General features: G+C 63.7%; 29 protein-coding genes. 19 read left to right on the forward strand and 10 right to left on the reverse strand.

The window, feature by feature from the left end; translation table 11 throughout:
• The first annotated feature begins 112 nt into the window (after positions 1 to 112).
• The 3 genes from gltB (at position 113) to pyk (ending at position 7,677) form a co-directional block, all read left to right on the forward strand.
• The gene (gene gltB / locus D9V28_RS04745) at positions 113 to 4,690 is read left to right on the forward strand and encodes a glutamate synthase large subunit (protein WP_121658503.1); all 4,578 of its coding nucleotides are present in this window, start codon (positions 113 to 115) and stop codon (positions 4,688 to 4,690) included.
• Complete coding sequence (locus D9V28_RS04750) at positions 4,683 to 6,140, forward strand: glutamate synthase subunit beta (protein WP_121658504.1); 1,458 nt, start codon at positions 4,683 to 4,685, stop codon at positions 6,138 to 6,140. Before gltB ends, D9V28_RS04750 begins: the two co-directional genes overlap by 8 nt.
• Positions 6,141 to 6,234: 94 nt before the next feature.
• A complete protein-coding gene (gene pyk, locus D9V28_RS04755) occupies positions 6,235 to 7,677 on the forward strand; it encodes a pyruvate kinase (RefSeq protein ID WP_121658505.1) in 1,443 nt (480 codons plus the stop codon).
• A gap of 68 nt (positions 7,678 to 7,745) precedes the next feature.
• On the opposite strand, the gene D9V28_RS16040 is transcribed toward pyk, so the two are convergent.
• Positions 7,746 to 7,919 (reverse strand): hypothetical protein, encoded by a 174-nt coding sequence (locus tag D9V28_RS16040; protein ID WP_183086421.1) that lies wholly within the window; start codon positions 7,917 to 7,919, stop codon positions 7,746 to 7,748.
• Positions 7,920 to 8,016: 97 nt separating this feature from the next.
• Here D9V28_RS16040 and D9V28_RS04760 point away from each other — a divergent pair, with 97 nt between their 5' ends.
• Positions 8,017 to 8,547 (forward strand): DUF6328 family protein, encoded by a 531-nt coding sequence (locus tag D9V28_RS04760; protein ID WP_121658506.1) that lies wholly within the window; start codon positions 8,017 to 8,019, stop codon positions 8,545 to 8,547.
• Positions 8,548 to 8,616: 69 nt separating this feature from the next.
• The gene (gene ku, locus D9V28_RS04765) at positions 8,617 to 9,444 is read left to right on the forward strand and encodes a non-homologous end joining protein Ku (protein ID WP_121658507.1); all 828 of its coding nucleotides are present in this window, start codon (positions 8,617 to 8,619) and stop codon (positions 9,442 to 9,444) included.
• 21 nt (positions 9,445 to 9,465) lie between these two features.
• Here ku and D9V28_RS04770 read toward each other — a convergent pair whose 3' ends face one another.
• The gene (locus D9V28_RS04770; protein WP_121658508.1) at positions 9,466 to 10,965 is read right to left on the reverse strand and encodes an FAD-dependent oxidoreductase; all 1,500 of its coding nucleotides are present in this window, start codon (positions 10,963 to 10,965) and stop codon (positions 9,466 to 9,468) included.
• Between the two features lie 251 nt (positions 10,966 to 11,216).
• Between D9V28_RS04770 and D9V28_RS04775 the strand changes: the two genes are divergently transcribed.
• The 4 genes from D9V28_RS04775 to D9V28_RS04790 are packed head-to-tail and all read left to right on the forward strand — an operon-like array spanning position 11,217 to position 13,978.
• The gene (locus tag D9V28_RS04775; protein WP_121658509.1) at positions 11,217 to 12,104 is read left to right on the forward strand and encodes a glucose 1-dehydrogenase; all 888 of its coding nucleotides are present in this window, start codon (positions 11,217 to 11,219) and stop codon (positions 12,102 to 12,104) included.
• A gap of 9 nt (positions 12,105 to 12,113) precedes the next feature.
• The gene (locus D9V28_RS04780) at positions 12,114 to 12,380 is read left to right on the forward strand and encodes a DUF7218 family protein (protein WP_121658510.1); all 267 of its coding nucleotides are present in this window, start codon (positions 12,114 to 12,116) and stop codon (positions 12,378 to 12,380) included.
• Positions 12,381 to 12,429: 49 nt separating this feature from the next.
• The gene (locus D9V28_RS04785; protein WP_121658511.1) at positions 12,430 to 13,401 is read left to right on the forward strand and encodes a DNA topoisomerase IB; all 972 of its coding nucleotides are present in this window, start codon (positions 12,430 to 12,432) and stop codon (positions 13,399 to 13,401) included.
• A gap of 55 nt (positions 13,402 to 13,456) precedes the next feature.
• Complete coding sequence (locus D9V28_RS04790) at positions 13,457 to 13,978, forward strand: CinA family protein (protein WP_121658512.1); 522 nt, start codon at positions 13,457 to 13,459, stop codon at positions 13,976 to 13,978.
• On the opposite strand, the gene idi is transcribed toward D9V28_RS04790, so the two are convergent.
• Positions 13,960 to 14,499 carry an isopentenyl-diphosphate Delta-isomerase gene (idi, locus tag D9V28_RS04795; RefSeq protein ID WP_121658903.1) on the reverse strand — a complete coding sequence of 180 codons (540 nt, stop codon included), beginning with the start codon at positions 14,497 to 14,499 and terminating at the stop codon, positions 13,960 to 13,962. The two genes, D9V28_RS04790 and idi, sit on opposite strands and share 19 nt — an antisense overlap.
• 112 nt (positions 14,500 to 14,611) lie before the next feature.
• Between idi and D9V28_RS04800 the strand changes: the two genes are divergently transcribed.
• The 7 genes from D9V28_RS04800 to D9V28_RS16045 all read left to right on the forward strand — a co-directional run bounded on the left by D9V28_RS04800 (position 14,612) and on the right by D9V28_RS16045 (position 19,960).
• Entirely contained in the window at positions 14,612 to 15,682 is a 1,071-nt protein-coding gene (locus D9V28_RS04800) for a polyprenyl synthetase family protein (protein WP_121658513.1), read from the forward strand.
• On the forward strand, positions 15,679 to 16,578 hold the full coding sequence (locus D9V28_RS04805; protein ID WP_229727723.1) for a phytoene/squalene synthase family protein: 900 nt from the start codon (positions 15,679 to 15,681) through the stop codon (positions 16,576 to 16,578). Before D9V28_RS04800 ends, D9V28_RS04805 begins: the two co-directional genes overlap by 4 nt.
• Positions 16,575 to 18,182 (forward strand): phytoene desaturase family protein, encoded by a 1,608-nt coding sequence (gene crtI, locus D9V28_RS04810; protein ID WP_121658514.1) that lies wholly within the window; start codon positions 16,575 to 16,577, stop codon positions 18,180 to 18,182. The genes D9V28_RS04805 and crtI overlap by 4 nt, the downstream gene beginning before the upstream one ends.
• Entirely contained in the window at positions 18,182 to 18,517 is a 336-nt protein-coding gene (locus tag D9V28_RS04815) for a lycopene cyclase domain-containing protein (RefSeq protein ID WP_121658515.1), read from the forward strand. Before crtI ends, D9V28_RS04815 begins: the two co-directional genes overlap by 1 nt.
• Positions 18,514 to 18,840, forward strand: coding sequence for a lycopene cyclase domain-containing protein (locus D9V28_RS04820; protein ID WP_121658516.1), 327 nt, complete (start codon positions 18,514 to 18,516; stop codon positions 18,838 to 18,840). The genes D9V28_RS04815 and D9V28_RS04820 overlap by 4 nt, the downstream gene beginning before the upstream one ends.
• Positions 18,837 to 19,700: a prenyltransferase gene (locus D9V28_RS04825; RefSeq protein ID WP_121658517.1), complete on the forward strand. Its 864-nt coding sequence runs from the start codon at positions 18,837 to 18,839 to the stop codon at positions 19,698 to 19,700. The genes D9V28_RS04820 and D9V28_RS04825 overlap by 4 nt, the downstream gene beginning before the upstream one ends.
• 83 nt (positions 19,701 to 19,783) lie before the next feature.
• A complete protein-coding gene (locus D9V28_RS16045; RefSeq protein ID WP_183086422.1) occupies positions 19,784 to 19,960 on the forward strand; it encodes a hypothetical protein in 177 nt (58 codons plus the stop codon).
• Here the strand turns inward: D9V28_RS16045 and D9V28_RS04830 are convergent.
• Positions 19,902 to 20,378, reverse strand: a complete 477-nt coding sequence (locus D9V28_RS04830) for a ribosomal maturation YjgA family protein (RefSeq protein WP_183086423.1) — start codon at positions 20,376 to 20,378, stop codon at positions 19,902 to 19,904. The genes D9V28_RS16045 and D9V28_RS04830 overlap by 59 nt on opposite strands.
• A complete protein-coding gene (locus D9V28_RS04835; protein WP_147440909.1) occupies positions 20,371 to 21,264 on the reverse strand; it encodes a hypothetical protein in 894 nt (297 codons plus the stop codon). The genes D9V28_RS04830 and D9V28_RS04835 overlap by 8 nt, the downstream gene beginning before the upstream one ends.
• Before the next feature lie 105 nt (positions 21,265 to 21,369).
• Between D9V28_RS04835 and D9V28_RS04840 the strand changes: the two genes are divergently transcribed.
• Complete coding sequence (locus D9V28_RS04840; protein WP_121658520.1) at positions 21,370 to 22,245, forward strand: hypothetical protein; 876 nt, start codon at positions 21,370 to 21,372, stop codon at positions 22,243 to 22,245.
• A 47-nt stretch (positions 22,246 to 22,292) separates the two neighbouring features.
• Here the strand turns inward: D9V28_RS04840 and D9V28_RS04845 are convergent, their stop codons facing one another.
• On the reverse strand, positions 22,293 to 22,640 hold the full coding sequence (locus D9V28_RS04845; RefSeq protein ID WP_121658521.1) for a hypothetical protein: 348 nt from the start codon (positions 22,638 to 22,640) through the stop codon (positions 22,293 to 22,295).
• Between the two features lie 214 nt (positions 22,641 to 22,854).
• Here D9V28_RS04845 and D9V28_RS04850 point away from each other — a divergent pair, with 214 nt between their 5' ends.
• On the forward strand, positions 22,855 to 23,952 hold the full coding sequence (locus tag D9V28_RS04850) for a fatty acid desaturase family protein (protein ID WP_121658522.1): 1,098 nt from the start codon (positions 22,855 to 22,857) through the stop codon (positions 23,950 to 23,952).
• An 81-nt stretch (positions 23,953 to 24,033) separates the two neighbouring features.
• Here D9V28_RS04850 and D9V28_RS04855 read toward each other — a convergent pair whose 3' ends face one another.
• On the reverse strand, positions 24,034 to 24,288 hold the full coding sequence (locus D9V28_RS04855; protein ID WP_121658523.1) for a hypothetical protein: 255 nt from the start codon (positions 24,286 to 24,288) through the stop codon (positions 24,034 to 24,036).
• A gap of 65 nt (positions 24,289 to 24,353) precedes the next feature.
• Entirely contained in the window at positions 24,354 to 24,806 is a 453-nt protein-coding gene (locus D9V28_RS04860) for a hypothetical protein (protein WP_121658524.1), read from the reverse strand.
• A 276-nt stretch (positions 24,807 to 25,082) separates the two neighbouring features.
• Between D9V28_RS04860 and D9V28_RS04865 the strand changes: the two genes are divergently transcribed.
• Entirely contained in the window at positions 25,083 to 25,322 is a 240-nt protein-coding gene (locus D9V28_RS04865) for a hypothetical protein (protein WP_121658525.1), read from the forward strand.
• Between the two features lie 197 nt (positions 25,323 to 25,519).
• Here D9V28_RS04865 and D9V28_RS04870 read toward each other — a convergent pair whose 3' ends face one another.
• Both D9V28_RS04870 and D9V28_RS04875 read right to left on the reverse strand, forming a co-directional pair.
• The gene (locus D9V28_RS04870) at positions 25,520 to 25,747 is read right to left on the reverse strand and encodes an RNA-binding S4 domain-containing protein (RefSeq protein WP_121658526.1); all 228 of its coding nucleotides are present in this window, start codon (positions 25,745 to 25,747) and stop codon (positions 25,520 to 25,522) included.
• A 45-nt stretch (positions 25,748 to 25,792) separates the two neighbouring features.
• On the reverse strand, positions 25,793 to 26,200 hold the full coding sequence (locus D9V28_RS04875) for a RidA family protein (protein WP_121658527.1): 408 nt from the start codon (positions 26,198 to 26,200) through the stop codon (positions 25,793 to 25,795).
• Positions 26,201 to 26,425 lie beyond the last annotated feature (225 nt).

Consider the following 26,425-nt stretch of genomic DNA (forward strand, 5'->3'; position numbering starts at 1 on the left):
AGCGGTCACCTTCGAGCACAATGCTCAGCCCAATGTCGGGCAGGCGACCTCCTCAACCATTCAGGGCCACCGTTGTCCCGCGCAATTCCTAAGTACGTGAGGACGGTAATCGATGGAGCCCAGGCCCACCTTTTCACAGTTCAGCCTTGTTCCCCCCGCTCAGGGGCTCTACAACCCGGCTCGTGAGAAAGACGCGTGTGGCCTCGCCATGGTCGCGACGCTACGCGGCACGGCGGGACACGACATCATCGTGTCCGCGCTCGACGCGCTGCGAAACCTCGAACACCGCGGGGCGATCGGCTCCGACGCCGGAACAGGTGATGGTGCGGGAATCCTCACCCAGATCCCCGACGAGTTCCTTCGAGCCGTCACAGAGTTCGAGCTCCCGGCCGCAGGCGAGTACGCGGTCGGTATCGCCTTCCTCCCGCTCGACCTTGACACTCGTGCGACGCTGAAGGCCGGAATCGAGGAAATCGCAAGCTCCGAGGGGCTCCGTGTCCTCGGCTGGCGCGAAGTGCCCGTCGACGACTCTCACCTCGGCAAGCTCGCCTTCGATGCGATGCCAGCGTTCGAGCAGCTCTTCGTCACAAGTACACGAACGACGGATGCCGGGGGCTCGGTGAGCGGGATAGCTCTCGACCGCCAGACCTTCCGTCTGCGCAAACGCGCCGAGCGTGAAATCAACGCCTACTTCATCTCGCTGTCCTGTCGAACCATGGTCTACAAGGGCATGGTCACGACGCTCCAGCTCGAACCGTTCTACCCTGACCTCAGCGACGAACGGTTCGCGTCGAAGCTCGCCATCGTTCACTCGCGCTACTCAACAAACACGTTCCCGTCCTGGCCACTCGCGCAGCCGCTTCGAATGATGGCGCACAACGGTGAGATCAACACGGTTGAAGGCAACCGCAACTGGATGCGGGCCCGCCAGTCGCAGCTTGAAAGCGAACTGCTCGGCGACATCCGGCCACTGCTGCCCATCATCACCCCTGGCGCAAGCGACTCGGCTTCGTTCGACGAGGTACTCGAACTGCTGACGCTCACCGGCAGGACACTGCCACACGCCATGATGATGATGGTGCCTGAGGCATGGGAGAAGCAGAGCGGCCTCCCCAAGGAACTCCGTGACTTCTACGAGTTCAACTCCATGCAGATGGAGCCATGGGACGGTCCGGCAGCGCTGACATTCACCGACGGCACCCTCGTCGGAGCCACCCTCGACCGCAACGGGCTCCGCCCGGGTCGCTGGCTCGAGACCACAGACGGCCTCATCGTCCTCGGCAGCGAGATCGGTGTCCTCGACATCGCTCCAGACCGGATCAAGCGCAAGGGACGACTTCGTCCAGGCAAGATGTTCCTCGTCGACACCGAGGGTCAGCGCCTGATCGAGGACGATGAGATCAAGTCAACCCTCGCGGCGTCACAGCCCTGGGGGGAGTGGCTCGATGCCGGGCGTATCAACCTCTCCGACCTGCCCGAGCGTGAGCACATCGTTCACACACCAGCATCGGTGACCCGTCGCCAGCGCACCTTCGGCTACACCGAGGAAGAGGTCCGGATCCTCCTCAAGCCGATGGGCCAGAACGGCGCCGAGCCTCTCGGCGCCATGGGATCTGACACGCCGATCGCCGCGCTTTCGAAGCGCCCGCGATTGTTGTTCGACTACTTCACCCAGCAGTTCGCACAGGTCACCAACCCGCCACTCGACTCCATCCGTGAAGAGGTTGTCACCTCGCTCAAGCTGGGCCTCGGCCCGGAGCGGAACCTGCTGAGCGCTGGGCCGGAGCACGCACGCCAGGTGGTGCTCGACTTCCCGGTCATCGACAACGATGAGCTCGCCAAGATCCAGCACATCGATCCGCGGCACGGTTCGCGCACCACAACAACCATTCGTGCGCTGTACCGGTTCGACGAAGGACCAAACGCGCTTCGTGACCGACTCGACGCCATCTGCACAGAGGTCGACGAGGCTATCGCCGCCGGTGCCCTGTTCATTGTGATCAGCGACCGCGACTCCAACAAGGACCTCGCGCCCATCCCTTCGCTGCTCAGCCTCGCCGCTGTGCACCACCACCTGATCCGCGCCGAGAACCGGCTCAAGGTGGGCATCGTCGTCGAGGCCGGGGACGTTCGCGAGGTTCACCACGTCGCTACCCTGATCGGCTACGGCGCATCAGCTGTGAACCCCTACCTCGCCATGGAAACCTGCGAAGACCTGGTACGTAGCGGCGCGATCACCGGGGTGACCGCCGAAAAGGCCGTGCGCAACGTGATCTACGCGCTCGGCAAGGGTGTTCTGAAGATCATGTCCAAGATGGGCATCTCAACGGTGTCCTCCTACGCAGGCGCACAGTGCTTCGAAGCCGTTGGGCTCAGCTCGGAGTTCGTCGACCGGTACTTCACCGGAACCGAATCGACTCTCGGTGGTGTTGGCATCGACGTCATCCAGGCAGAGAACCTGAAGCGTCACGAAGCCGCATACCCGCTCAACACTGCGAAGATCTCGCACGAACGGCTCGAGACCGGCGGCGAGTACTCCTGGCGCCGCGACGGTTCGCCGCACCTGTTCAACCCGGACACGATCTTCCGGCTCCAGCACTCCACCCGCACCCGCCGGTACGACATCTTCCGTGACTACACGCGGATGGTCGATGACCAAGCCGAGAATCTGATGACGCTGCGCGGGCTGTTCAAGCTCCGCACCGGCGACCGCCAGCCGGTTCCCATCGACGAGGTCGAATCCGTCGAATCGATCGTGAAGCGATTCTCCACTGGGGCGATGAGTTACGGCTCGATCTCCGCCGAGGCTCATGAGACGCTCGCCATCGCGATGAACCGCCTCGGCGCGAAGAGCAACACAGGTGAGGGTGGTGAGGACACCGAGCGACTTCTCGACCCGGAACGCCGCAGCGCCATCAAGCAGGTCGCTTCAGGACGCTTCGGCGTCACGAGCATGTACCTCACTCACGCCGACGATATCCAGATCAAGCTCGCCCAGGGCGCGAAGCCGGGTGAGGGTGGTCAGCTGCCACCGACGAAGGTGTACCCGTGGGTGGCGCGCACTCGTCACGCAACGGCCGGCGTCGGGCTCATCTCGCCGCCTCCCCACCACGACATCTACTCGATCGAAGACCTCAAGCAGCTCATCTTCGACCTCAAGCGGGCCAACCCGTCAGCACGGATTCACACCAAACTGGTCAGCCAGTCCGGGATCGGAGCCGTCGCTGCTGGAGTGGCTAAGGCGCTCTCGGACGTCATCCTGGTCTCCGGGCACGACGGAGGAACCGGCGCGAGCCCGCTCAACTCCCTCAAACACGCCGGTACCCCGTGGGAGCTCGGTCTCGCCGAGACCCAGCAGACGCTCATGCTCAACGGCATGCGCGACCGGGTAGTGGTGCAGGTCGACGGTCAGCTGAAGACCGGCCGCGACGTCATCATCGGTGCTCTGCTCGGCGCTGAGGAGTTCGGCTTCGCCACTGCACCGCTGATCGTCTCCGGTTGCATCATGATGCGCGTCTGCCACCTCGACACCTGCCCGGTCGGCGTCGCAACACAGAACCCTGTTCTCCGTGAACGTTTCGGCGGCAAGCCGGAATTCGTTGTGAACTTCTTCCAGTTCATTGCTGAGGAAGTCCGTGAGTACCTCGCTGCGCTGGGCTTCCGAAGCCTCCAGGAGGCGATCGGGCACAACGAGCTCATCGATACGAACACCGCCATCCAGCACTGGAAGGCATCGGGACTCAACCTTGAGCCGATCCTGGTCGGGCCGAAGTTCGCCGAGTCGGAACCGCGGACGCAGTCGCGCAGCCAGGAGCACGAACTCGACAAACACTTCGACGTTCAACTCATCGCCGAAAGCCGCAACGTGCTGGATCACGGAGGCCGGGTGTCGATCAGCCTGCCGATCCGCAACACGGAACGTGCCGTCGGAACCATGCTCGGGCACGAGGTGACCCTGCGTCACGGCGAGAACGGTCTTCCGTCCGGTTCCATCGAGGTCCGCCTCACCGGATCGGCCGGCCAGTCCTTCGGTGCCTTCCTGCCGAGCGGAATCACGCTCCGTCTGGAGGGTGAATCGAATGACTACGTCGGTAAGGGGCTCTCCGGTGGCGAGATCGTGATTGCGCCGCCGAAGGGCAGCGCCTTCGCGCCTGAAGAGAACGTGATCGCGGGCAACGTCATCGGCTACGGCGCGACGCAGGGAACGATGTTCCTCTCGGGTGCCGTCGGCGAACGGTTCCTCGTCCGAAACTCGGGCGCCACAGCCGTCGTCGAAGGTGTCGGTGACCACGCCCTCGAGTACATGACAGGTGGCCTCGCCCTCATCCTCGGCGAAACGGGCAGAAACCTCGGCGCCGGAATGTCGGGGGGCACCGCATACGTCTACCGCCTTACCGCGGAGAAGGTGAACCGTGAGGCTCTCGCGTCGGGTGAGCTTGAACTGTCTTCGCTCGGAAGCGCAGACCTGGAGATCGTCCGCGACCTGCTCGAGCGTCACCACACCGAGACCGGTTCGCCCCTCGCGGCTCGTTTGCTCGCCGAAGGCGAATCGGGTCTCGCGGAATTTGTCAAAGTCCTGCCCCGCGACTACGCAGCAGTGCTGCGTACCCGTCAGGACGCCGTCGCCGAGGGACTCGATCCCGACGGAGATGTCGTGTGGGGCCGAATCCTGGAGGTAACCGGTGGCTGATCCGAAAGGCTTCCTGAAGGTCACAGAACGCGAACTGCCGAAGCGCAGGCCCGTCCCGATCCGTCTAATGGATTGGAAAGAGGTCTACGAGCAGGGCGACCCGACACAGCTTCGCCGTCAGGCGGGGCGCTGCATGGACTGCGGAGTGCCGTTCTGTCACCAGGGCTGCCCCCTTGGCAACCTCATTCCCGAGTGGAACGACCTCACCTGGCGCGGGGAAGGTCGCCAGGCGATCGAACGCCTGCATGCCACAAACAACTTCCCGGAGTTCACGGGCAGGCTCTGCCCCGCACCGTGCGAGAGCGCCTGTGTGCTCGGAATCAATCAGCCTGCGGTAACCATCAAGCAGGTTGAGGTGTCGATCATCGACCAGGCATTCGCCAACGGCTGGGTCGACTCACACCCACCGGAAAGCCTCACGGGCAAGACCGTCGCCGTCGTCGGCTCAGGACCGGCTGGTCTTGCCGCCGCACAGCAGCTCACTCGCGCAGGTCACACGGTTGCCGTGTACGAACGCGACGACAGAATCGGTGGTTTGCTGCGGTATGGCATCCCCGATTTCAAAATGGAAAAGAAGCACATCGATGCTCGCCTGAAGCAGATGACCGACGAGGGAACGCGGTTCCGGGCCGGGGTGAACATCGGCGTCGACATCAGCTGGGACGCTCTTCGTGCACGGTACGACGCCGTCGTTATCGCAACAGGTGCGATGGTCCCGCGCGACCTGCCGATCCCGGGTCGGGACCTGGCCGGTGTGCACTTCGCTATGGACTACCTGGTGCAGCAGAACAAAGCGGGTGCCGGTGACGACGTGCCAGGGCAGATTTCTGCCGAGGACAAGCACGTCGTGGTTCTCGGCGGAGGTGACACCGGAGCGGACTGCATCGGGACAGCGCACCGCCAGGGCGCGGCAAGCGTGACGAACCTCGCCATCGGACAGCAGCCGCCGACCGCCCGCACCGACGCTCAGCCGTGGCCGATGACGCCGACCCTGTTCGAGGTGTCCAGCGCTCACGAAGAGGGTGGCGAACGCCAGTACCTCGTTTCGACCGTCGAATTCCTCGCCAATGAGTCGGGGGAGGTGCGCGCGATCCGCGTGGCCGAAACCGAATTCGTTGACGGACGCCGTGTTCCGAAAAGCGGAACCGAGCGCGAGATCCCCGCTGACCTCGTGCTCCTCGCTCTCGGCTTCACCGGCCCTGAATCCCACGACCTAAACAGCCAGCTCGACCTGCCGTTCGACGCCCGCGGCAACGTGGAACGTGACGGCGAGTACGCAACGAGCGAACCCGGCGTCTTCGTCGCCGGAGACGCTGGCCGCGGCCAGTCACTGATCGTCTGGGCCATCGCGGAGGGTCGCGCAGCGGCAGCCGCTGTCGACAAGTACCTCGAGGGTGAGACGGACCTTCCAGCTCCGGTTCGCCCGACGGATCGCGCTCTCGCGCTCTAGACTTGGACCGCGTGTCCATCCCGCCCCTTTTTTGAAATCCCGCCACAACACCAAGCCAGAGCGCGCATGCGCAGAAGCACGGAGAACGACAAGTATGAGACGAGCCAAAATCGTCGCTACCCTCGGGCCGGCAACCGCCAGCTATGAGGACATTCGGGCCATCATCGACGCAGGGGTGAACGTCGCCCGGATGAACCTGAGCCACGGAACCTACGACGTCCATGAGGGCGTCTACGCGAACGTGCGCAAGGCCGCAGCCGATGCAGGGCAGCCCGTCGCTGTGCTTGTCGACCTCCAGGGACCCAAGATTCGCCTGGGGAAGTTCGAGGGTGGCCCATACGAACTCGCGAAGGGTGACATCTTCAAGATCACAACGGAAGATGTACTCGGAACCAAGGAGCTCTCAGGCACCACGTTCAAGGGCCTTCCTCAAGACGTGAAACCAGGAGACTTCCTCCTCATCGACGACGGCAAGGTCAAGGTCAAGGTTCTCGAGACCGACGGAGTCGTCGTGACCACCGAGGTCATCGTCGCCGGAGCCGTCTCCAACAACAAGGGCATCAACCTGCCAGGTGTTGCGGTGAACGTTCCCGCTCTGAGTGACAAGGACGAGGCCGACCTCCGGTGGGGCCTCAAGCTCGGCGCTGACTTCATCGCGCTCTCCTTTGTGCGCAACGCCGAAGACATCAAGCGTGTTCACGAGATCATGGACGAAGAAGGCAAGCGCCTCCCCGTCATCGCCAAGATCGAGAAGCCCCAGGCTGTCGATCACCTCGAGGAGATCATCGAAGCCTTCGACGGCATCATGGTTGCCCGCGGTGACCTCGGCGTCGAGCTTCCTCTCGAAGCTGTGCCGATCGTTCAGAAGCGTGCCGTCGAGCTGTGCCGCCGCATGGCCAAGCCGGTCATCGTGGCGACACAGATGCTCGAATCGATGATTTCAAGCCCGATCCCGACCCGCGCGGAGACCTCCGACGTCGCGAACGCCGTTCTCGATGGTGCTGACGCGGTCATGCTCAGCGGCGAGACCAGCGTCGGCCAGTACCCGGTGATCACCGTGCAGACCATGGCACGCATCATCGAGTCGACCGAGGAGCACGGACTCGAACGCATCGCTCCGCTCGGCACCAAGCCGCGCACACAGGGCGGTGCTATCACCCTCGCGGCGAGTGAGGTTGCCGACTTCGTCGAGGCCAAGTTCCTCTGTGTCTTCACCGAGTCCGGAGATTCAGTTCGCCGGATGGCGCGTCTCCGCACCCAGATCCCCGTTTTGGGACTCACGCCGGATGAAGGCATCCGTCGTCGGATGCAGTTGAACTGGGGCGTCGAAACGTTCCTCGTTGACCGTGTCACGCACACGGATGCCATGTTCGGGCAGGTCGATGACATCATGCTCGGTCTCGAAAAGGCCGCTGTCGGTGACAAGGTCGTCGTGATCTCCGGTTCCCCTCCCGGAATCAGCGGCTCGACCAACGACCTGCGTGTGCACAAGGTCGGTGACGCGCACCACGGTGCCGCACCCGCCTACCAGAACTAACCAGTCGCACGACGAAACGCGGACCCGAACGGGTCCGCGTTTTGTTGTTCCGAGCTCGCGCGGCGGACTCAGATGTCGTCGAGGGGGAGTTCGCCGTCGAGGTCGAACTCCGTGTCGTCGATGGGACGCTCTTCGTCGAGACCCGCGACGGCATCAACCGGTTCGTCGTCGTCTGGGAGCACCTCGAGTTCGTCGTCTTCCGGGGCAATCAGGGTGCCGTCGTCGTCTGACAGGTTCGTCATGTGCGCTGTCTCCCTTCTTTTCGCTCGGGCGGTCGCCCGACACAAACCCTAGGCTGAGGTTTACGTCGGTTCAAGCCCGCGACGGAAGGAAGCTCAGATGAGTAACGCGGCCCCTCAAAGTTCCGACCACCCGAGCGCAGACGCCGATGATCAGCGTGACGAAACAGAGTCGGAACGCTCCGATCGCAACTGGATCGACCTGTTGCAGGAACTGCGGGTATTGCAGGCTGGCACACAAATTCTCACCGCGTTCCTTCTGGCGATTGCGTTCCAGCCCCGTTTCACCGAGCTGGATGACTTTCAGCGCATGCTCTACCTCGCACTGGTCTCGGTTTCCATTCTTACAACCATCCTGAGCCTGCTCCCGGTGAGTCTTCATCGGCTGCTCTTTCGCCGCCAACTCAAGGGTTCGACGGTGGCCATCGGCGACGCGATGGTACGAGCCGTCCTCGTCGGCGTGTCGTTGACGACGATCGGCACAGCGATGCTCATCTTCGACTTTGTCGTGAGCCGGGCGGCCGGTTTTCTCGCCGCAGGATCCCTCACCGCTGTGCTGGTCACCCTCGGGCTTGTTCTACCGCTTGTGGTCCGGCGAGGGTCACCGCCGGACCCGGACGGTCCGAACTGAGAGCTGCCTGAGCGAACCGTGCATGTCAAGAGCTAGGCAACGGCTGGGAAACGGTGTTCACTGAACCCTATGAGAGCAATTTGGAAGGGCGCCATCACGTTCGGCCTCGTCAACGTGCCCGTCAAGGTTTACAGCGCAACCGAAGATCACGACATCCCGCTTCACCAGGTCCACGACGAGGATGGTGGTCGCATCCGCTACCAGCGACGCTGCGAGGTCTGCGGCAAGATCATCAAGTACGAAAACATCGACAAGGCCTTCGACGACGGGGAACGTACCGTCGTCCTGACTGCTGAGGATATGGCATCCCTCCCGCAGGAAAAGAGCCGGGAGATCGAGGTCGTCGAATTCGTTCCGACCGAACAGGTTGACCCGATCATGTTCGACCGCAGCTATTTTCTCGAACCAGACTCGTCATCATCGAAGGCGTATGTTCTCCTGCGTAAGACGTTGGAATCCACCGAGCGGACAGCGATTGTTCGCTTTGCCCTGCGTCAGAAGACACGGCTGGCAGCGTTGCGGGCGCGCGACGGTGTGCTCGTGATCCAGACACTGCTCTGGGGAGACGAGATCCGCGCTGCCGAGTTCGACAGCCTGAAAGAGCGGGTTCGAATCTCCGCCAAGGAGCTTGAGCTGTCGAACGCGCTGGTCGACAGCTTCGCCGACGACTTCAAGCCCGACCAGTTCTCCGACGAGTACCAGGAAGAATTGCGCACCCTCATCGACGCGAAACTGGAGCAGGGCGAGGCCCTCGACACGGATGCCACCTTCGGCGAGACCGAGAAGGAAGAGGAATCCGGGGAGGTCATTGACCTGATGGAAGCCCTCCGTCGCAGCGTCGAAAAGTCGCGAGACGCCAAGAAGAAGAAAGCCCCGTCGAAGAAAAAGCCCGCCTAAGTTCCGGCGAACGCTTACACGTCAGTTGCGCAGCCCGGTCACGGAAGGGCCCTCGAGCACGTCGCCTGTCGCGCTGAATCGCGAACCGTGAAGCGGGCAGTCCCAGGACCGCTCGACATCGTTCCAGGCGACGATGCCACCGAGGTGTGGACAGACAGCGGAGGTGCGTGAGACGACCCCGTCGACGCGGCACACGGCGACAGGCTTGACGCCGTCGCGAACGACGACGCCTTCGCCCTCCGCTGGCCCGTCCTCCGGCAGGCTTGAGAGCTCAGCACCAACCCAGCCCTTGGCGAGGTCGCCGGCCACGGTCGCCCCAGCGGCAAGCGTTGTGCGAATGGCGCTGCCCGTCGGCACCCGGCCGCGAAGAGCGGTTGCCCAGCCGGGGGCTGTGTCCGCGAACTGCCCTGCGAGTGAGATACCGGCTGCTGCTGCGTTCGCCATTCCCCATTTGTTGTAACCGGTAGCGACGAACACGTGATCGTCACCCGGGGAGATCGGGCCGAAGTGGGGGAGCCCGTCTGAGACCCGATAGTCCTGTGCCGACCAGGAGTGCGTCTCGGTTAACGCTCCGAAAGTCCCCGCGGTCCAATCGGCCAGATCGGCCACACGTGCTGCGGTCGGCTGGCCTGTTCCGACCCGGTGGTCGTTGCCTCCAACCACGAGGTAACGGCCGTCCGGCTGTTCCGAATCGCGGACGGAGCGTGACGGAGAGTCGACGGACAGATACATCCCGCTGAGCGCCGGCTGGTCCCAGCGATAGGCCAGAGCATAGGAGCGGTGCGCCTGGATAGTTGCGAACTGCGCTCCGCGCTTGAGGAACGGCATGCCGGTCGCCAGGACGACACGGTCACCCCGAACGTCGCCGCGTTCCGTCTCCACCACGCACGGAGAGCTTGAGTGGACGTCGAGCCCGCGGACTCCCTCGATGATGATGCCACCGTTGCGGCGGACAGCAGCGGCCAGCGCTGCAAGCAGCTCAACAGCATCGAGTTGGAACTGGCCGGGGAGGCATACCGCCCCTGTGATGTCGACGGGAAGCTCGAGGGACGACAGTGCGGTAACGCCGAGTCCGAGAGACGACGCCGTCTCAAGTTCAGCCTCGATGGTCGGAGCGCCCTCGTCCGTTGCCGCGTAAGTAATGGCATCCCGGACCTCGATCGTCACTCCTTCGGTCTCGGCGAACGCCCGGATCCACTCCTGCCCGGCACGGTTGGCGGACACGTAGGCCTCAAGCAACTCCCGTGGCACCGTCTTGTCGAGTGAGGAAAGCTGGGACCCCTGCAGCAGGGAAACCTTGCCTGTGGTGTGCCCGGTGGACACCGCCCCGATGTATCGAGCCTCAAGCACAACGACCGAGCTGCCCTGTTCAAGGAGAGTGAGGGCGGTTGCAAGTCCGGTCAGGCCAGCGCCAAGCACGACAACGTCAGCGGAGAGTCCGTCGCGCCAGGGATCCGTCTCGATACGGTTCGGGCGATCGAGCCAAAGCGAGGGTCCCTGGGGGACTGAGGGCGTTGTCATGACGAATGTCTCCTGGTTGAATCCGCCGGGTGGGCGGTGCCAGGGTTGCAGGATTCTCTGCGCCCGCTGGCGCGGCGGCTCGTCCGACCGTAGCGGGGCGAACGGTGTTTCGCCACCCCTTGAGCGTCCGAATTTGTGCCGCGTATTGTTGGGGCAGTTTCCGGCGATTGGGGACGCACGCAGCGACTCAGCGGAGTGTGTCCGCCGTTCAAACGCCGGACCGGAAGTCGATACTCAAGGAGAGAGAGCACGTGGCAACCCAGGCGCAGAATCCGGACCCGAGAAACAAGTACCACGTCGGAGGTTTCCCCAAACAGGAGCAGGACCAGCCGGGGCTGACCGAGCGGACCGACCCTCGGCCTGATCACGGCGAGAACGACTACACGGGCTCGGGCAAGCTCACCGACCGGGTGGCGCTGATCACAGGTGGAGACTCCGGAATTGGTCGCGCTGTCGCGATCGCGTACGCCCGTGAGGGTGCCGACGTTGCTATCTCCTACCTGCCTGAAGAGCAGGACGACGCCGAGGAAACCGCCGAGTGGGTGGAGAAGGCTGGCCGCCGGGCGCTTCTTCTCCCGGGAGACGCCCGCGACGAGCAGTACGCCACCGAGATTGTCGAGATGACAGTGGCGGAGTTTGGCCGCCTCGACGTTGTCGTGCTCAATGCGGCATACCAGGAGAACAGGGAAGGTCTCGAGAATCTGCCGACCGACGAGTTCGACCGGGTCTTCAAGACGAACCTGTACGCCATCATGTGGACGGCGCGGGCAGCGATTCCGCACCTGCATGCTGGGGCGTCGATCATCACGACGTCCTCCATCCAGGCATTCGACCCGTCACCGGAACTCATCGACTACGCCATGACGAAGGCCGCGCAGGTGGCCTTCACGAAGGCGTTGGCCCAGCAGCTCGGGGAAAAGGGCGTCCGGGTGAACGCCGTCGCTCCTGGCCCGATCTGGACTCCGTTGATTCCTGCGACATCCTGGCCGGACAAGCTTGAGAACTTCGGCGGAGACACTCCGATCGGACGCGCCGGGCAACCAGCCGAACTGGCGGGCGCATATGTGTACCTCGCGTCGGATGATGCGTCATACGTGTCGGGTGCTGTCCTCCCTGTCACCGGCGGCACCGGGCTGTAGGGGACCGGAATGCCACAAAACGCGGCTTCACGACTGAAGGATCCCGGGCTCTACGACAAGCTTCGGGACGACGGTCAGTCGAAGCAGAAGGCAGCGCGCATCGCCAACGCGGCCGGAACACAGGGCAGGTCGAAACTGGGCCAAAAGGGTGGCGAGTTCGGCAGCTACGAAGACTGGATGGTGGACGACCTGCGAAAGCGCGCGAAGGAGATTGGTCAGGCCGGGTACTCGCGAAAGAAGAAGTCGGACCTCATTTCAGCGCTGCGCAACTCGTGAGCGGCGACGCTTTCCCCCTCCTGCTTCCTGTACACACCGGGGGATCCTCATGCCACGGTTGAGAAAGAGCAATACCAGGGGAGTTGGGCTCGGCCGGCGGAAGACTCGATCGGGCTTCCGCTACATCGACGCGAACGGTCAACCGGTCCACGACGCTGAGACCGTCGAGAGGATCGCCGCCCTGGTCATTCCCCCCGCGTGGACGGATGTCTGGATTTCGCCGTATCCAAACGGACACATCCAGGCGGTCGGAACCGACCTCGCCGGTCGGAAACAATACCTCTACCACGAGGTATGGCGGCAGAAACAGGACGAACGGAAGTTTGATCGCGCACTCGAGCTCGCCCTCGCTCTGCCGTCAGCGCGAAGGCGAGTCACCGCCGACCTGCGAGGTCCAACCGGCTCACGCGATCGGGCGTTGGCCACCGGGTTCCGACTCCTCGATTCTGCCCGTCTGCGCGTTGGCAGCGAACGCTTTGCGCTCGAACACGGCAGCCATGGACTCACCACGCTGCTGTGCGCGCATGCAACGGTCTCAGGCAACACAGTCTCGCTCGATTTTCCCGGCAAGAGCGGCCAGGCCTGGTCGAGCGACACCACAGACGAGGACCTCGCGAAGGTCATCCGTTCGCTGAAAACCCGGGGAGGCGACTCGCGTCTTCTCGCCTGGAAAAACGGGCGAGAGTGGCGAGGGCTCAGCGCCCAGGACATGAACGACTATGTGCGCCTCCGCACCAACGGCGACTTCACGGCCAAGGACTTCCGCACGCTGCACGGCAGCATCATCGCGGCGCGGGCGTTGCGTGACTTCGGCGTGGTGAAGTCGGGGCGCCAGCAGGCCAAGGTGATCAGCGCGGCCGTCGCGGAGACAGCTGACGCACTCGGCAACACGCCTGCGATCGCTCGGGCAAGCTATATCGACCCGCGAGTGCTCGATCGATATCGTGCCGGGGAGGTGCTCGACAGCCGCGGAACACAACCAGAGCCCGCTCTGCGGCGCCTGATCCTCGGCGATGACTGAGCCTTTCCGGTGTCAACCCCTTGGCGCGGTGCCGACGTGCCGAAAGAATCAAAGAATGACCGCGCCAGACTCCCCGTCCTCCGCAGACCAGGCACGTGAACTCGCCGAGTCCATCGCGGCGCGCATCGAAGGATCGACCCTTCACATTGCGATTGCCGAGTCTCTCACCGGCGGACAGTTGAGCATGCGACTGGCTGCGGCAGCAAACTCATCGTCGTGGTTCGCCGGAAGTCTCGTCGCGTACATGACTGAGACGAAACATCGGGTGCTCGGCCTGTCACCCGGGCCGGTTGTGTCGGCGAGGGCCGCCGAAGAGATGGCGGCGGGAATCGCCAAACTCACCGGCGCGAACCTCGCACTGTCGATCACGGGTGTCGGTGGTCCAGATGAGCAGGACGGCTGCGAGGTAGGCACCGTGTTTATTGGCCTGCGTTCTCCGCACGGTGAGATTTACGTCGCAGAGCGGATGCTTGGCGGCAGTCCAGAGGAAATCGTCGAGTCAGCTGTGGTCGCGTCTCTTCGGCTCCTGGACGCTAGGGTCGACGCGCTTGCCTCTGCTCACCCCACGCGTCGCTGAGCCAGCGCTGAGAGCAGGGGAAGCTGCAGTGTCAGCCACGGGCTGAACGCCCATGGTGTTGCCGTCACGGCGCGTTCGAGAGCATCGGGGTCAACCCAGTGCCACTCCGAGACCTCATCGTGGCGCGGGCGAAGTGGTCCATCCACCGTTGCCCGGTAGACGGGGCAGACTTCATTTTCGACAATGCCCGACGCGTCAACGGCGCGGTACCTGAAGTCGGGCAGCGCCAGTTCGACCGAATTCAGGCGCACCCCGAGCTCATGCTCGGCCCTGCGGTGCACTGCCCGTTCGATGTCCTCTCCCGGAGCGGGGTGACCACAGAATGAGTTCGTCCACACTCCAGGCCACGCCACCTTGGTCAACGCGCGCCTGGTGACCAGAATGCGTCCAGTCTCGTCAAACAGATGGCAGGAAAATGCGAGGTGGAGAGGTGTCGCCTCGGTGTGCACTGCCGCCTTGTCAGCAACTCCGATCGCCGAACCATCGTCGGCGAGCAAAACCACCTGTTCTAGTGAACTCATGTGACCATTCTGTGCCCCGTCGGCGGGAAGGACAAAGGCGAGCACGCAGGGACCGGGTGAAATCAACCGAAAGTATGTGACACCCGTGAGGCGTCTCGGATACGTTGGACGGATGGACCAGCACGAGCTCATCGCGGTGCCCTGGCGTGGGGCCGAACACGTCGACGCGGCGCTCGCGCGGTACTTCAGTTTGTCGAGAACGCAGGCCGGCAAGTACGGGCATCGTTTCGAGCGTCTCTGGGACGTGATCGAACGCAACACGACAGGGGGCAAACGCTTTCGCCCCCGCATGGTCATGGCCGCGTACACGTCGCTCGGTGGAGCAGACCTCGAGGCTGCAGCGCAACTCGCTGCGGCGTACGAGATGCTTCACACAGCGCTCATCGTGCACGACGACGTCATCGACCGTGATTTTGTCCGGCGTGGCCACGCCAACGTCTCCGGCAGTTACCGCGACATCGCAACAACGGCCGGGATCCCGCTGCCTGCCGCTGAACACCGGGGCATGTCAGCCGCCGTGATCGCCGGCGACCTTGCCCTCTCCGGCGCATACCGCCTCGTCGATCGCACAGGAGCGGCCGACAATGTGCGCTTCCGGCTGCGCGAGATCCTCGACGACGCTGTCACGGCAGCTGCCGCGGGAGAGCTCGCTGACGTGGACTTCTCCCTCAGCCCTCGGCCGCCGTCCGTCGATGACATTGTCGAGATGGAACGGCAGAAGACGGCAGTCTATTCGTTTGAGGCGCCGCTCCAATCGGGTGCAGTGCTTGCCGGGGCATTCGACGAGACCATCGATGAACTGGGTGAGTTCGGGCGCAACATCGGCATCGCCTACCAGATCGTCGACGACATCCTCGGGGTGTTCGGTCGGCAGGAGTCGACGGGGAAGAGCACCCTCGGTGACCTGCGCGAAGGCAAGCGCACAGTTCTCACGGCGCAGGCGTTCTCGTCGGAGTTGTGGGGCTCGGTCGCCGACCTCTTCGGCAAGTCAGACCTGAATGAAGACGAGGCCGCCCGGATCCGCGGTGTACTCGTAGACTCTGGAGCGAAAGGCTTCGCTGAGCGGCTCGCCGCCGACTTCGCGAATCGGGCCTGGGAACACCTGGCCTCCGACGCAATTCCGGCCAGCCTGAGGGATGAGCTGTCTCCCGTCGTACGAAAAGTTTTGGAGCGTGTCCGTTGAATTTTCCTGCCCTCCGAGTGCGGCCTTCGGGTGCAGCAACCGGGAGTGCGCTGTACGACGATGTGGCAATTGAAACGTCCGCACGCGTCATCGCTCGCTATTCCACTTCGTTCGGTATGGCATCCCGCCTTCTGGCTCCCGACGTCCGCACGCACATCCGGAACATTTATGCGCTCGTGCGTGTCGCCGATGAGATCGTTGACGGAGTCGCCCAGGAGGCTGGCCTCAGCGCTGAGGAGATCGCCCGCCGGCTGGACGCGTTCGAAGCAGAGACCGACCTGGCCTGCGCGACCGGGTACAGCACCAATCTGGTCATCCACGCCTTCGCTCTGACCGCGCGGCGGATGGGGATCCCTGGGGACCTCACCCGTCCGTTCTTCGCATCGATGCGAGCCGACTGCACAGAGACCACCCACACCGCTGAGAGCTTCACGGCATACGTATACGGTTCAGCGGAGGTGATCGGTCTCATGTGCCTTCGCGCGTTCCTCTACGGCCACACGGTGACCGCTGACGAAGAAGCACGACTGGTGGACGGTGCACGTCACCTGGGCGCTGCGTTCCAGAAAGTCAACTTCCTGCGCGACCTGTCCGCTGACTTCGACGGCCTCGGCCGCAACTACTTCCCTGGCGTGGAGCTCAGCTCGTTCTCCGAGAACGACAAGAGCAGGCTCCTCGCTGACATCGACACCGACCTCGCAGCGTCGTCCGCAGCACTTCCCGGGCTTCCGGCGTCGTCGAGACGCGCTGTCGCACTCGCGCAACTGCTTTTTGGTGAGCTCACCGAGCGAATCCGCTCCACCCCGGCAAGCGCACTGATCCAGACCCGGGTTCGAGTTCCGAACTCGGTGAAGCTGCGTCTCGCCGCAGCCGCAGCGGCCGGAAAACTGCCGTGAGCCGCGGCACGTCAGCCGTCGTCATCGGCGGCGGTATCTCTGGTCTGGCCACCGCGGCGCTGCTGGCGCGTGACGGTTACTCGGTGACCCTCCTCGAAAAGCGGGAGAACGTCGGCGGTCGCGCCGGCCTGAGCGAGAACAGCGGGTTCCGCTTCGACACCGGCCCGAGCTGGTATCTCATGCCTGAGGTGTTCGACCACTTCTACCGCTCGCTCGGCACGACGGCGGCTGAGCAGCTCGACCTCGTTCGCCTCGACCCCGCCTACCGGGTCTTCTTCGAAGGTCGAACCGACCCTGTCACCGTCGCGGCATCCAAAGAGGAGAACGTCGCGCTCTTCGAAAGCATCGAAAACGGGGCTGGGGCGAAGCTCGAGCGCTACCTCGACTCCGCTGCGGTGACGTACGAGATCGCGAAAAAGCGGTTCCTCTACACGACGTTCGAATCTTTCCTCCCGCTGCTCCGCCGCGACGTGCTTCGCCGGACAAAGCTGCTTGTGCGCCTTCTCACCGAGTCGCTCGACAGCTTCACCTCGCGCTTTTTCCGCGACGAACGGCTGAAACAGATTCTCGGCTACCCGGCCGTCTTCCTCGGCTCCAGCCCGTTCACCACACCGAGCATGTACCACCTGATGAGCCACCTCGACCTCGTAGACGGCGTGCTGTACCCACGCGGCGGTTTCACAACGATCATCGACAGCATCGCTGCGCTCGCCCGGTCAGAGGGCGTCGATATTCGCACCAACGCCACGGTGACGTCCATCGATACCGCACCGACGGCATCCGCTCGCAAACCGTCGGTGACAGGCGTCACCTGGACAAACGCGACCGGCGACACTCAGCGGCTGACCGCCGACATCGTTGTCTCTACCGCAGACCTGCACCACAGCGAGACACAGTTGCTGCCGAGGGCGCTGCAGACCTATCCGGAGAAGTACTGGCGTTCCAAGACCGCTGGCCCGAGCGCTGTGCTGGTCTCGCTCGGCGTCCGAGGAACGCTGCCGCAGCTGCCGCACCACAGCCTGTTCTTCACGAGCGACTGGAAGCACAACTTCGAGCAGATCTTCACCGAGCCGACCAGCGTGCCGTTCCCCGCTTCGCTCTACGTCTGCAAGCCGAGCGCGTCCGACAGCAGCGTTGCGCCAGAGGGCACCGAAAACCTCTTTATCCTCGTTCCTGTTCCAGCCGACGTCACGATCGGCGGGCGAGCGGATGCCACGGTGCAGGCGATCGCGGATCGTGCCCTCACGCAGGTGGCCGAGTGGGCAGATGTCCCTGACCTGGCCGAGCGCATCGTGGTGCGCGAGGTGACGGGGCCAGCCGACTTCGCCAGCGACCTCAACGCCTGGAAGGGTACAGCGCTTGGCCCGGCGCACATCCTCACCCAGAGCGCGTTCTTCCGTGCTGGCAACGTCAGCAAGAAGGTCGACGGGCTGTTCTACGCTGGCGGGTCGAGCATTCCGGGAATCGGACTGCCGATGTGCCTGATCAGCGCCGAGCTGGTGATCAAGCGGCTTCGCGGTGACCTCAGCACAGAAGCGATGCCCACGCCCTTGTTTCCCACCCAAACTGTTGTGCCCGCCCGGGATGCAGGCGCGGCCAGCTGATGGGGTTTCTCTACCTCGGCGCGCTTCTCGTCTCACTCGGCTGCATGGTGCTGCTCGACTCCCGGTTTCGGCTGTTCTTCTGGGCAGACGCCCGCCGCGCAAGCATCGTTCTCGTCGTGGGGATCGTGTTCTTCCTGGCCTGGGACCTCGCAGGCATCGGCCTGTCGATCTTCTATCGCGGTGAGACGGAGTTCATGACCGGTGTCCTGCTTGCACCGGAGCTGCCGCTCGAAGAGGTCTTCTTCCTCACCCTGCTCTGCTATGTCGCCATGAACGTGTTCTCAGGCGCCAGGCTGGTGCTCGACCGTCGTTCGGCCGCGGGGCAGGCGTCGTGACCTACTGGCTGCTCAATCTGGTGTTCCTGGTGCCCGCGCTGGTGATCGGTCTTTCGGGAGCGGCTCGAGCGCAACGCGCAACGCCGCATCAGCGTCCGTTTGCCCGCATGGGTCTCACGCTGGTCGTCGTCCTGGTCATGACGGCCATCTTTGACAACCTCATGATCGCGGTCGGGCTGTTCGGCTACAACCCGGACAGAATTAGCGGACTGTTCCTCGGTCTGGCGCCGCTCGAGGACTTCGCGTACGCCATCGCGGCGTCCATCCTGCTGCCTGGCCTGTGGCTGCTGTTGCCTGCGAAGAAAGCGGAGGGTGCCCGATGAAAAGTCTTGGCGCAATCCTGTTGTCCTCCCGCCCGCTCAGCTGGGTGAACACCGCCTTCCCGTTTGCGGCCGCCTACTTCCTCACCACGCGTGAACTCGACCTGACGTTCTGGGTCGGAACTCTCTACTTCCTGATTCCGTACAACCTCGCCATGTACGGCATCAACGATGTCTTCGACTACGAGTCCGACCTCCGCAACCCGCGTAAGGGCGGTGTCGAAGGTGCCGTTCTCGACCGGTCCTTGCACCGGCCGATCCTTGTCGCCGTCGCCGTAACCAACATCCCATTCCTCGTCTATCTCGTTGTGGTCGGTTCCCCCCTGTCCTGGCTGGTGCTTGCCGTGAGCATCTTCGCGGTGATCGCGTACAGCGCCGCGGGCCTGCGGTTCAAGGAGATCCCCTTTCTCGACTCGGTGACCTCGTCGACACACTTCGTCAGTCCTGCCGTTTACGGCCTCGCCCTGGCTGGAGCGTCCTTCGCCGACGCCGGACTTCTCGCCATCCTCGGCAGTTTCTTCCTGTGGGGCATGGGGAGCCACGCTTTCGGTGCCGTCCAGGACGTCCTCGCTGACCGTGAGGGAGGCATCCGTTCAATTGCCACCGAGATCGGTGCGCGCGCCACGGTTCGGTTTTCGGTACTCGCCTATCTGCTCGCCGGGTTGCTTCTGCTTGTCACGAGCTGGCCGGGGTCGCTCGCCGCGATTCTGGCGATCCCGTATGTCGTGAACGCCCTGCCGTTCTGGAACATCACGGACGAAACGGCCGAGTCGGCCAACCGTGGCTGGAAACACTTCCTGGCCCTCAACTTCGTCTCCGGGTTCTGCGTGACCCTTCTGCTGATCTGGTCTGTCCTCGGCTGAGACCCGTCTCGCACGCTCGCGAGGCACGGCTGAGCGCCGCCCTGTAACGTGAACAACACCCTCTCCTCGAACAAAGGATCCCCATGGATGCTGACGAAAAGCGCCACGACCAGCTGACCACAGCGCCGCAGGCCGATGAGTCCGATGCCGCACCGCGCATCGATGTGACCGAGAAACCGGATGGTGTGACGAGGATCGACGTCAGGGACGACGCGAAGTACCGCCCCGGCGACCCTGAAGCCGACGAGACCGACGCCTGACAAGGCCGTCGATTCCGGCAACTGCGGTAGCGCCGATAGCGTAGAAGATCAGGTCGGTGGCGACGAACGTGGTGCCGAACACCAGTCGTGCTGGTGGAAACACCACCGCGAGGGCGGCCGGAATGCCGGTCAGCTGCGAGAACTCGATGACCGCCGAGACCGCGAAGGCCGCACAGCCGACGACGATCGGGCTGAGCCGCAGCACTGCCGCGGCCACCAGCAGGTACACGAGCACCGTGTAGAGCGCGTCGGCTACGGCGTCAGCGACGAAACCCGAGAGCAACGTCGACACGGCGAGGCCGACGCCGACAGTGACGAGCGCGACCAGGACCAAACGAAAGCGACGACGGATGCCGGTGGGCACGTCAACGTCGAACGGTCGGTCTTCCGACGCGGCCGGTGTCGCGCGATCAGACACGGTGGAGTACCTCGACGTGGTCGAGAACAACTCCCTCCGGGCTGATCAGGAACTCGCGGTCGTGGCTGCGCGGAGCGAACCAAAGCGACGTCACTGGCACCCGAATGCTCACCACAACACTGCTCGGGGTTCCCGGATCGTCGCCGAGCGGCCAGTCGCGGGCAGCGGAGATGTCTGAGGCCCAGGCGGAGAGCGTGCGGAACGGAGCCATCGCCCGTAGGGCGTTCGCCGTATCCGGGTCGGCGAGTTGCTCTCGACCGAGCGGGCCCATCCGGTGCAGGGCGAGGATATCCTCGGCGCTGATGTTGGGGATGCGGCGATGCAGGAGCACACTGTCCAGCCCCATTCGTGCGGCGCGGAGTCCGATCGCGTCGCGCGACGATGTGACGAAGATGGTGATGGCCGGGAGCAGTGTCGGCAGTTCGTCGACGAGCCGGTTCGCGGTGGTGCGCGCTTCGGAAGCCGCGAAAAACAGGCCGTTGTCGTCACTGTCATAGAGCACGTTCGAGATGGCGCGGCTCATCAGTACAAGGAGCGGCGTGACGGTGAGGCCAGGCCCACCGCTCGTCGCGTCGAGAAGATCCTGAAGCAGCGCTTCCCACAGCACAGGCTGGCCAGCGGCCACTGCGGCCAGAGAATGGGAGAAAACGGACCTCGACGACGTGCGCTGTGGCTCGTCCAGCGCTGTTCGAAGGTGCTCACCGATGGGCGCGCACAGTTCCTCCAGCGTCTCGAGCCTGGTCGGCTGCGTCCTCAGGTACGCACGAAGATGATCGACGCCCGTTCCGAGAAGGTCACAGCCCTCAGCCGGAGGTGAATAGGACGTGTCCTGGCCGTGCGAAGCGACGGGTCGTTGGCGCATTCGCGAGAGGAAACTGAGGGTCACAAACTCCATCATGACCCACGCCGGCGCCCTTTCGCCGCTTTGACCTCTGACCCCGAACGGGGTTGACGGCGCTGCGATCGATGTGCACGACGTTATTCTTGCTGAATGTCGATCGAGTCCGTGGCCGCCGAGCTCTATGCGTTGCCGCTGAACGGGTTCGTCCGAGCTCGTACCGCTGCGGCGACGGCAGCCAAAGAGACGGGGGAGAAGGAGCTCGCACGCGAGATCGGTGCTCTGCCGAAACCGTCGACCGGTGCCTGGCTCGTCAATCTGCTCGTCGCTGAGCGGAGAGACAGCGTCGAGGAGGTCGTGTCGCTGGGGAAAGACCTGCGGGATGCTGAGCAGAAGCTCGACCCCCAGGAGTTACGCAAACTGGGGCGCACCCGTCAGCAGCTGCTCGCTTCGGTGTCACGGATCGGCGCTGAGCTCGGCAAGAACGCCGGTTCGAAGGCCAGCGCAGCCGCTGTGCACGAGTTGGAGCAAACGCTGCAGGCGGCTCTCGCTGATCCGGCCGCTGCCGACGCTGTCCTCACCGGTGTGCTCGTTCGTGGGTTGACCTCGAACGGTGTCGAACCGGTCGATCTGGCAGGCGCACTCGCGGTCGATGCCCCGTCTGCTCCGCTGGCGTCAAAAAGAGTATCCGCACCACGGCTTCGCGCGGTCGACACAACCGAGTCAGAACGTGATGTCAACGAAGCACGACGCAAGCTTCGAGATGCCGAAGACCGTGCCGACGATGCGCTTGACGCCGTCGAAGCGTTGCGAAAGCAACTGAACGATGTGGTACCAGACCTCGATCGGCTGGCAGAGGAACGGCGAACGCTAAGAGCTCAGCTTGCCGACGTTGAGGCGGAGTTAGCCGAACGCTCGGCTGAGAACGACAAGCTCTCCCGAGAAATCGGGGACGCCCGCACCGAGTCGGACGTTGCGGAACGCGCGGTGTCGCGGGCGCGGGAACGCGTGAAGCGGCTCAGCGACTGAACACACAGGCTGGCATATCCAAGCCAAGCCAAGCCGAGCCGAGCCGGTCAGGCTCGGTCGGGGAACTCCAGAATGTCGCCTCCCCCAGGAAACACCTCGGTGTCCGAATACTGCGGGTGTGAGTCGCCGAGCGCAAGAGTGGCCCTGCGGATCTTTTCGACCAGTTCGTCATCGGTGAGTTCGGGGTACTCACTGTCCTCGGACTCCGCCACCAACTGGCTGGCCGGACCGACGAGGAACATCGCGTTCCCGACGCTGCCGTCTTCGTGCCGCGTCGGAATGTCGACGGATGCGGACGAACCCACCTTGGCGAGGGCCTCCGCGTAGAGCACGAGTGCGCGAGCGATGTCTGTACCGGTGAGAACCGAATCCGTCGCGTAAAAAATACGTTCCATACCGGAAGTCAACCGTCGGATCGCGCTCCGTTCAACCCCTCACCAATTCGAGTCCGATGAGCTATAGGAGCGCACAGGAGAGTGTCTCACCAACGCACACCGTGGCATCCGCTGTGAATATCTGCCACCGGGTCTGCACAGGCGTATCGTGACAAACAGGTTGCCCAAGACCCCGGTTACCGACGCGAATTGCCGCTCGGACGGAGGTCTTTCCATGACTACTTTGCACAGCTCCGGAATACGCCGGACTCATCCTCGCCAGCCTGGGGTGCGAGCGCCGGGAAGCGATTTCACGGCGCTATCCCGCCAGGTGCAGGCCGCGGGGTTGCTTCGCCGCCGCTATGGCTATTACTGGACGAAGCTGCTCGCCGTGCCTGTGGTCTTCGCGGGCGCCGGTGTCGCGTTTGTCTGGATCGGCGATACCTGGTGGCAGTTGTTCCTCGCCGCTGGCCTTGCCGTGCTGTTCACCCAGACGGCGTTTCTCGGTCATGATGCCGCTCACAGGCAGATCTTTCGGTCTGGCAGGTGGAACGAGTGGACCAGCCTCGTGATCGCCAACCTGTTCGTCGGAATGAGTTACGGCTGGTGGCAGCACAAGCACACCAGGCATCACGCCCGGCCCAACCAGGAGGGTGCCGACCCCGACCTCGAGCTGCCGGTTCTCTCGTTCACGCCTGAGCAGGCGAACATTCGCCGTAACCCTGTGACGTCGTGGCTGATTGGCCACCAGGGCTGGTTCTTCTTTCCGATCCTGTTTCTCGAGGGCCTCTCACTGCACGCATCGAGTGTGCGGCGGCTGTTCTCGCGCGAGCCGCTGCAGCGGCGCTGGATTGAGCTGACCTTCACCATTCTGCGCATCGCCGGCTACCTCACGCTGGTGTTTCTCGTGCTCTCGCCTGGCATCGGCTTCGCCTTCCTCGGTGTGCAGCTCGGGCTGTTCGGCTTTTATATGGGTATGGCGTTCGCACCGAACCACAAGGGCATGCCGTTGCTACCGCGCGGGATCGAGGTCGATTTCCTGCGGCGACAGGTGCTGATGAGTCGTAACATCCGGGGGAGTCGGTTCGTGGATGTGCTGATGGGCGGCCTCAACTATCAGGTCGAGCACCACCTCTTCCCGTCGATGCCGCGCCCGCACCTGCGCAGGGCGGCGCCAATGGTCGCCGCGTATTGCAGGTCGCTGGATGTTCCATACACGCAGACCGGCCTGTTCGAGTCGTACGGAATCGTCGTACGGCACATCAACCGGGTCGGGCTCGGCGAGAGCGACCCGTTCTACTGCCCTCTCGCGGCGCAACGACAAAGTATCTAGCCCCCTTCGTTCAACATTGCGAAACGGATGCTGTGAGCATCCGTTCTCGAAATTGACTTCCGGTTGTTCTGCCTGGTCGCGTCAGCGCTGGCGCGCTCGCCGAAACACGTTGATAGCGAGCAGCGTGCACCAGACGGCGAACAGAAGGAGCAGCGGACTGGACACTCCGTACGGGATCGGCAAGCGCGTCGACATTTCCCCCGGGGGCTGGAACAGCCCATATATGCCCAATCCGAACGCGACGACAGCTACGAGAAGAAGCCCAGCACCGCCCTCGGTGCGCGCGCCCTTTCTCACCGGTGCGATGACGTCAAGCCAATGCTTTCGATCGCTCATGTTCACCTCAGCGGGACTAGGGGGTGACGCAAGGTGTGTGGGTTGCGTGCGGGAAGATCTGCGTCTTACGAAGCGTCGGCCGGTCTTGCCTCGTGGTGGCGAGCGTGTGGTGTGCGGCGGTCTTCCTTCATTTCCGCTTCGAACAGGTGGCGTTTGCCGTCGGCAAGCTGGGTTCGAGCCGAACGTTCCGCGTCTTTGAACGCCGTGTAGTAGTTGTCGTCGTAGTCCTCGACGATCTGGAAGGTCCAGCGTCCTTCGAGCACGTTGCGGCCAACAATCTCGCGATCGATCGAATCGGCGATGTCGTCATGACCGGCCTCGCGCAGCAGATCGACGGCTTCACCGAGGGCGAGATCCGCCGTACCGGTGAGCCTGTGGAAACCGTAAAGGAGGCCGCGGGCGTGTTCGACAACCTCAAGCGCCTCGGAGAGTTTGCCGAGCGCTGTGACCGTGGCATCGTCGAGGCCTTCGGGGCGCTGGTGGGCGAAATCGGGACCGTTCGCGGGGGAAGAGTTCATAGTGAGCCATTATTGCGGCGGCCGCATTCGGCGCGCTAGCCGCGCGGAGTCCCTTGCGTTCGGTGCCGATTCGTGTCAGCGGGAGAACGTCTGCGGGCCGCTGTCGGGCAAAACTTCAGAGCGGTGGTGGGCGCGGCTCGGAGGCGACGACGAGCGCGGGTAGACCAACTCCGACCCGTTGCCGGGTTCGCGTCGGGCCTCCGGCGCGTCTGCCGCGCAGCGCCTCGCCCACAGCGGGTCTTCTTCCAGGACGACCCAGCGCGATAGGGTTCCAGCATGACCAATCCTGAGGACCACAAATCCGAAGCCGGCTCGACAAGTACCGCGGTCGTCTATCTCTGCGGTGCGATCATCGTGCTGATGTTCTCAGTACTCACGTTCGGGAACGCGTCGGAGTGGTTCAACTACGTTTCCGGTGTCATCTTCATCGCTCTCGCGGCGACACTTGCCCACCAGGGGATCCGGCTGCTGGCGGCGGGTCGGCGCACCCCTGACGTGCGGACGCCCGAGAGATAGTGACTGGAGACGCCTCGAAGCGAATCGTTCCGCTTGCCGATCTGAAACCCTTCTGCAGCATTCAACGACTGCGCGCGTCACCGTCCGGGTTTGCTCGACGTTCCATCCGGGCAAAGCCTCAGCCCGCTCAGGGTCCCCAAACCGCGGATCCCCGGTTTCGTTGTTCGCCGATCCAGCTCACGCCCGGGTCACAACTCTCAAGCACAGACGCGAACTCTGCGTCCGTCGAAGCTGACGATGTCGCCGAGTTCCAGCTGCCTTCCGCGTCGGCGATCGACCTCGCCGTTCACGGCCACAAAGCCGTCGATGATGGCCTCTTTCACGTTTCCTCCGGAGTCGAGGAGTCCGGCGAATTTCAAGAATTGCCCGAGGCGAATGGTCTCTCCACCAATCGCGACATCGTCGATGGGGAGTGGGTTCGTCATACCCGAATGGTAGTCGACCAGATGTGGGCCCGGCCTATCGCTTCATCAGTTCGAAACGGCGGCGACAGCCTCGATCTCAACAAGCTGGTTGTCGTACCCGAGAACAGTGACACCGAGGAGCGTGCTGGGAACATCGTGGTCACCAAATGCCTCGCGAACGACACTCCAGGCGGTCACAAGGTCTGACCGTTGGGTCGATGCGACGAGAACGCGCGTGCTGATCACATCATCGATGCCTGCGCCCGCGCCGGCGAGGGCTGTATTCAGGTTCTGGATACACTTTGCGGCTTGCGCGGCATAGTCTCCGACGGCGCCGATTGAGCCGTCGGACTCGAGCGGGCAGGCTCCAGCGAGGAAGATCAAACGCGCGTCCGCGGGGGCAGTGGCCGCGTAGGCGTACTCAGCAGCGGCAAAAAGCGCGTCTGAGCGAATAAGGGTTACAACGTTGGGCATGGCTTCCTTCGGTGTTGGGACCCAATGAGCGGATGCTATTCATTGGTTGGAAAATCGCGGACCAAGGCTGGCCGGAAAAACGCCCAGCAAGCGATGCCGTGGAAATCTGAGGCAAGGTGCGAGTCAGTTCTGCATAGCCGAACCGTTCCACTGGGGAACGGTGCGGTGGAGTGCCCCAGGTCGCCACGGTCCGAGCGCACCAGCCGTGTCGACCGCGCTCGACGA

This window comes from Mycetocola zhadangensis (genome assembly GCF_003668565.1).
In the GTDB taxonomy this organism is placed as follows: Bacteria; Actinomycetota; Actinomycetes; order Actinomycetales; family Microbacteriaceae; genus Mycetocola_A; species Mycetocola_A zhadangensis.

What these genes read in the sequence shown, in the direction of transcription:
- gltB (WP_121658503.1), top strand. Translation starts at nt 113, where the DNA reads ATGGAGCCCAGGCCCACCTTTTCACAGTTCAGCCTTGTTCCCCCCGCT.
- D9V28_RS04870 (WP_121658526.1), bottom strand. Translation starts at nt 25,747, where the DNA reads ATGACGAACCCACTCCCCATCGACGATGTCGCGATTGGTGGAGAGACC.
- D9V28_RS04860 (WP_121658524.1), bottom strand. Translation starts at nt 24,806, where the DNA reads ATGAACTCTTCCCCCGCGAACGGTCCCGATTTCGCCCACCAGCGCCCC.
- D9V28_RS04840 (WP_121658520.1), top strand. Translation starts at nt 21,370, where the DNA reads ATGTCGATCGAGTCCGTGGCCGCCGAGCTCTATGCGTTGCCGCTGAAC.
- D9V28_RS04850 (WP_121658522.1), top strand. Translation starts at nt 22,855, where the DNA reads ATGACTACTTTGCACAGCTCCGGAATACGCCGGACTCATCCTCGCCAG.
- D9V28_RS04815 (WP_121658515.1), top strand. Translation starts at nt 18,182, where the DNA reads ATGGGGTTTCTCTACCTCGGCGCGCTTCTCGTCTCACTCGGCTGCATG.
- D9V28_RS04800 (WP_121658513.1), top strand. Translation starts at nt 14,612, where the DNA reads ATGGACCAGCACGAGCTCATCGCGGTGCCCTGGCGTGGGGCCGAACAC.
- D9V28_RS04855 (WP_121658523.1), bottom strand. Translation starts at nt 24,288, where the DNA reads ATGAGCGATCGAAAGCATTGGCTTGACGTCATCGCACCGGTGAGAAAG.
- ku (WP_121658507.1), top strand. Translation starts at nt 8,617, where the DNA reads ATGAGAGCAATTTGGAAGGGCGCCATCACGTTCGGCCTCGTCAACGTG.
- D9V28_RS04780 (WP_121658510.1), top strand. Translation starts at nt 12,114, where the DNA reads ATGCCACAAAACGCGGCTTCACGACTGAAGGATCCCGGGCTCTACGAC.
- idi (WP_121658903.1), bottom strand. Translation starts at nt 14,499, where the DNA reads ATGAGTTCACTAGAACAGGTGGTTTTGCTCGCCGACGATGGTTCGGCG.
- D9V28_RS16040 (WP_183086421.1), bottom strand. Translation starts at nt 7,919, where the DNA reads ATGACGAACCTGTCAGACGACGACGGCACCCTGATTGCCCCGGAAGAC.
- D9V28_RS04845 (WP_121658521.1), bottom strand. Translation starts at nt 22,640, where the DNA reads ATGGAACGTATTTTTTACGCGACGGATTCGGTTCTCACCGGTACAGAC.
- D9V28_RS04865 (WP_121658525.1), top strand. Translation starts at nt 25,083, where the DNA reads ATGACCAATCCTGAGGACCACAAATCCGAAGCCGGCTCGACAAGTACC.
- D9V28_RS16045 (WP_183086422.1), top strand. Translation starts at nt 19,784, where the DNA reads ATGGATGCTGACGAAAAGCGCCACGACCAGCTGACCACAGCGCCGCAG.
- D9V28_RS04760 (WP_121658506.1), top strand. Translation starts at nt 8,017, where the DNA reads ATGAGTAACGCGGCCCCTCAAAGTTCCGACCACCCGAGCGCAGACGCC.
- D9V28_RS04875 (WP_121658527.1), bottom strand. Translation starts at nt 26,200, where the DNA reads ATGCCCAACGTTGTAACCCTTATTCGCTCAGACGCGCTTTTTGCCGCT.
- D9V28_RS04825 (WP_121658517.1), top strand. Translation starts at nt 18,837, where the DNA reads ATGAAAAGTCTTGGCGCAATCCTGTTGTCCTCCCGCCCGCTCAGCTGG.
- D9V28_RS04790 (WP_121658512.1), top strand. Translation starts at nt 13,457, where the DNA reads ATGACCGCGCCAGACTCCCCGTCCTCCGCAGACCAGGCACGTGAACTC.
- D9V28_RS04785 (WP_121658511.1), top strand. Translation starts at nt 12,430, where the DNA reads ATGCCACGGTTGAGAAAGAGCAATACCAGGGGAGTTGGGCTCGGCCGG.
- pyk (WP_121658505.1), top strand. Translation starts at nt 6,235, where the DNA reads ATGAGACGAGCCAAAATCGTCGCTACCCTCGGGCCGGCAACCGCCAGC.
- D9V28_RS04770 (WP_121658508.1), bottom strand. Translation starts at nt 10,965, where the DNA reads ATGACAACGCCCTCAGTCCCCCAGGGACCCTCGCTTTGGCTCGATCGC.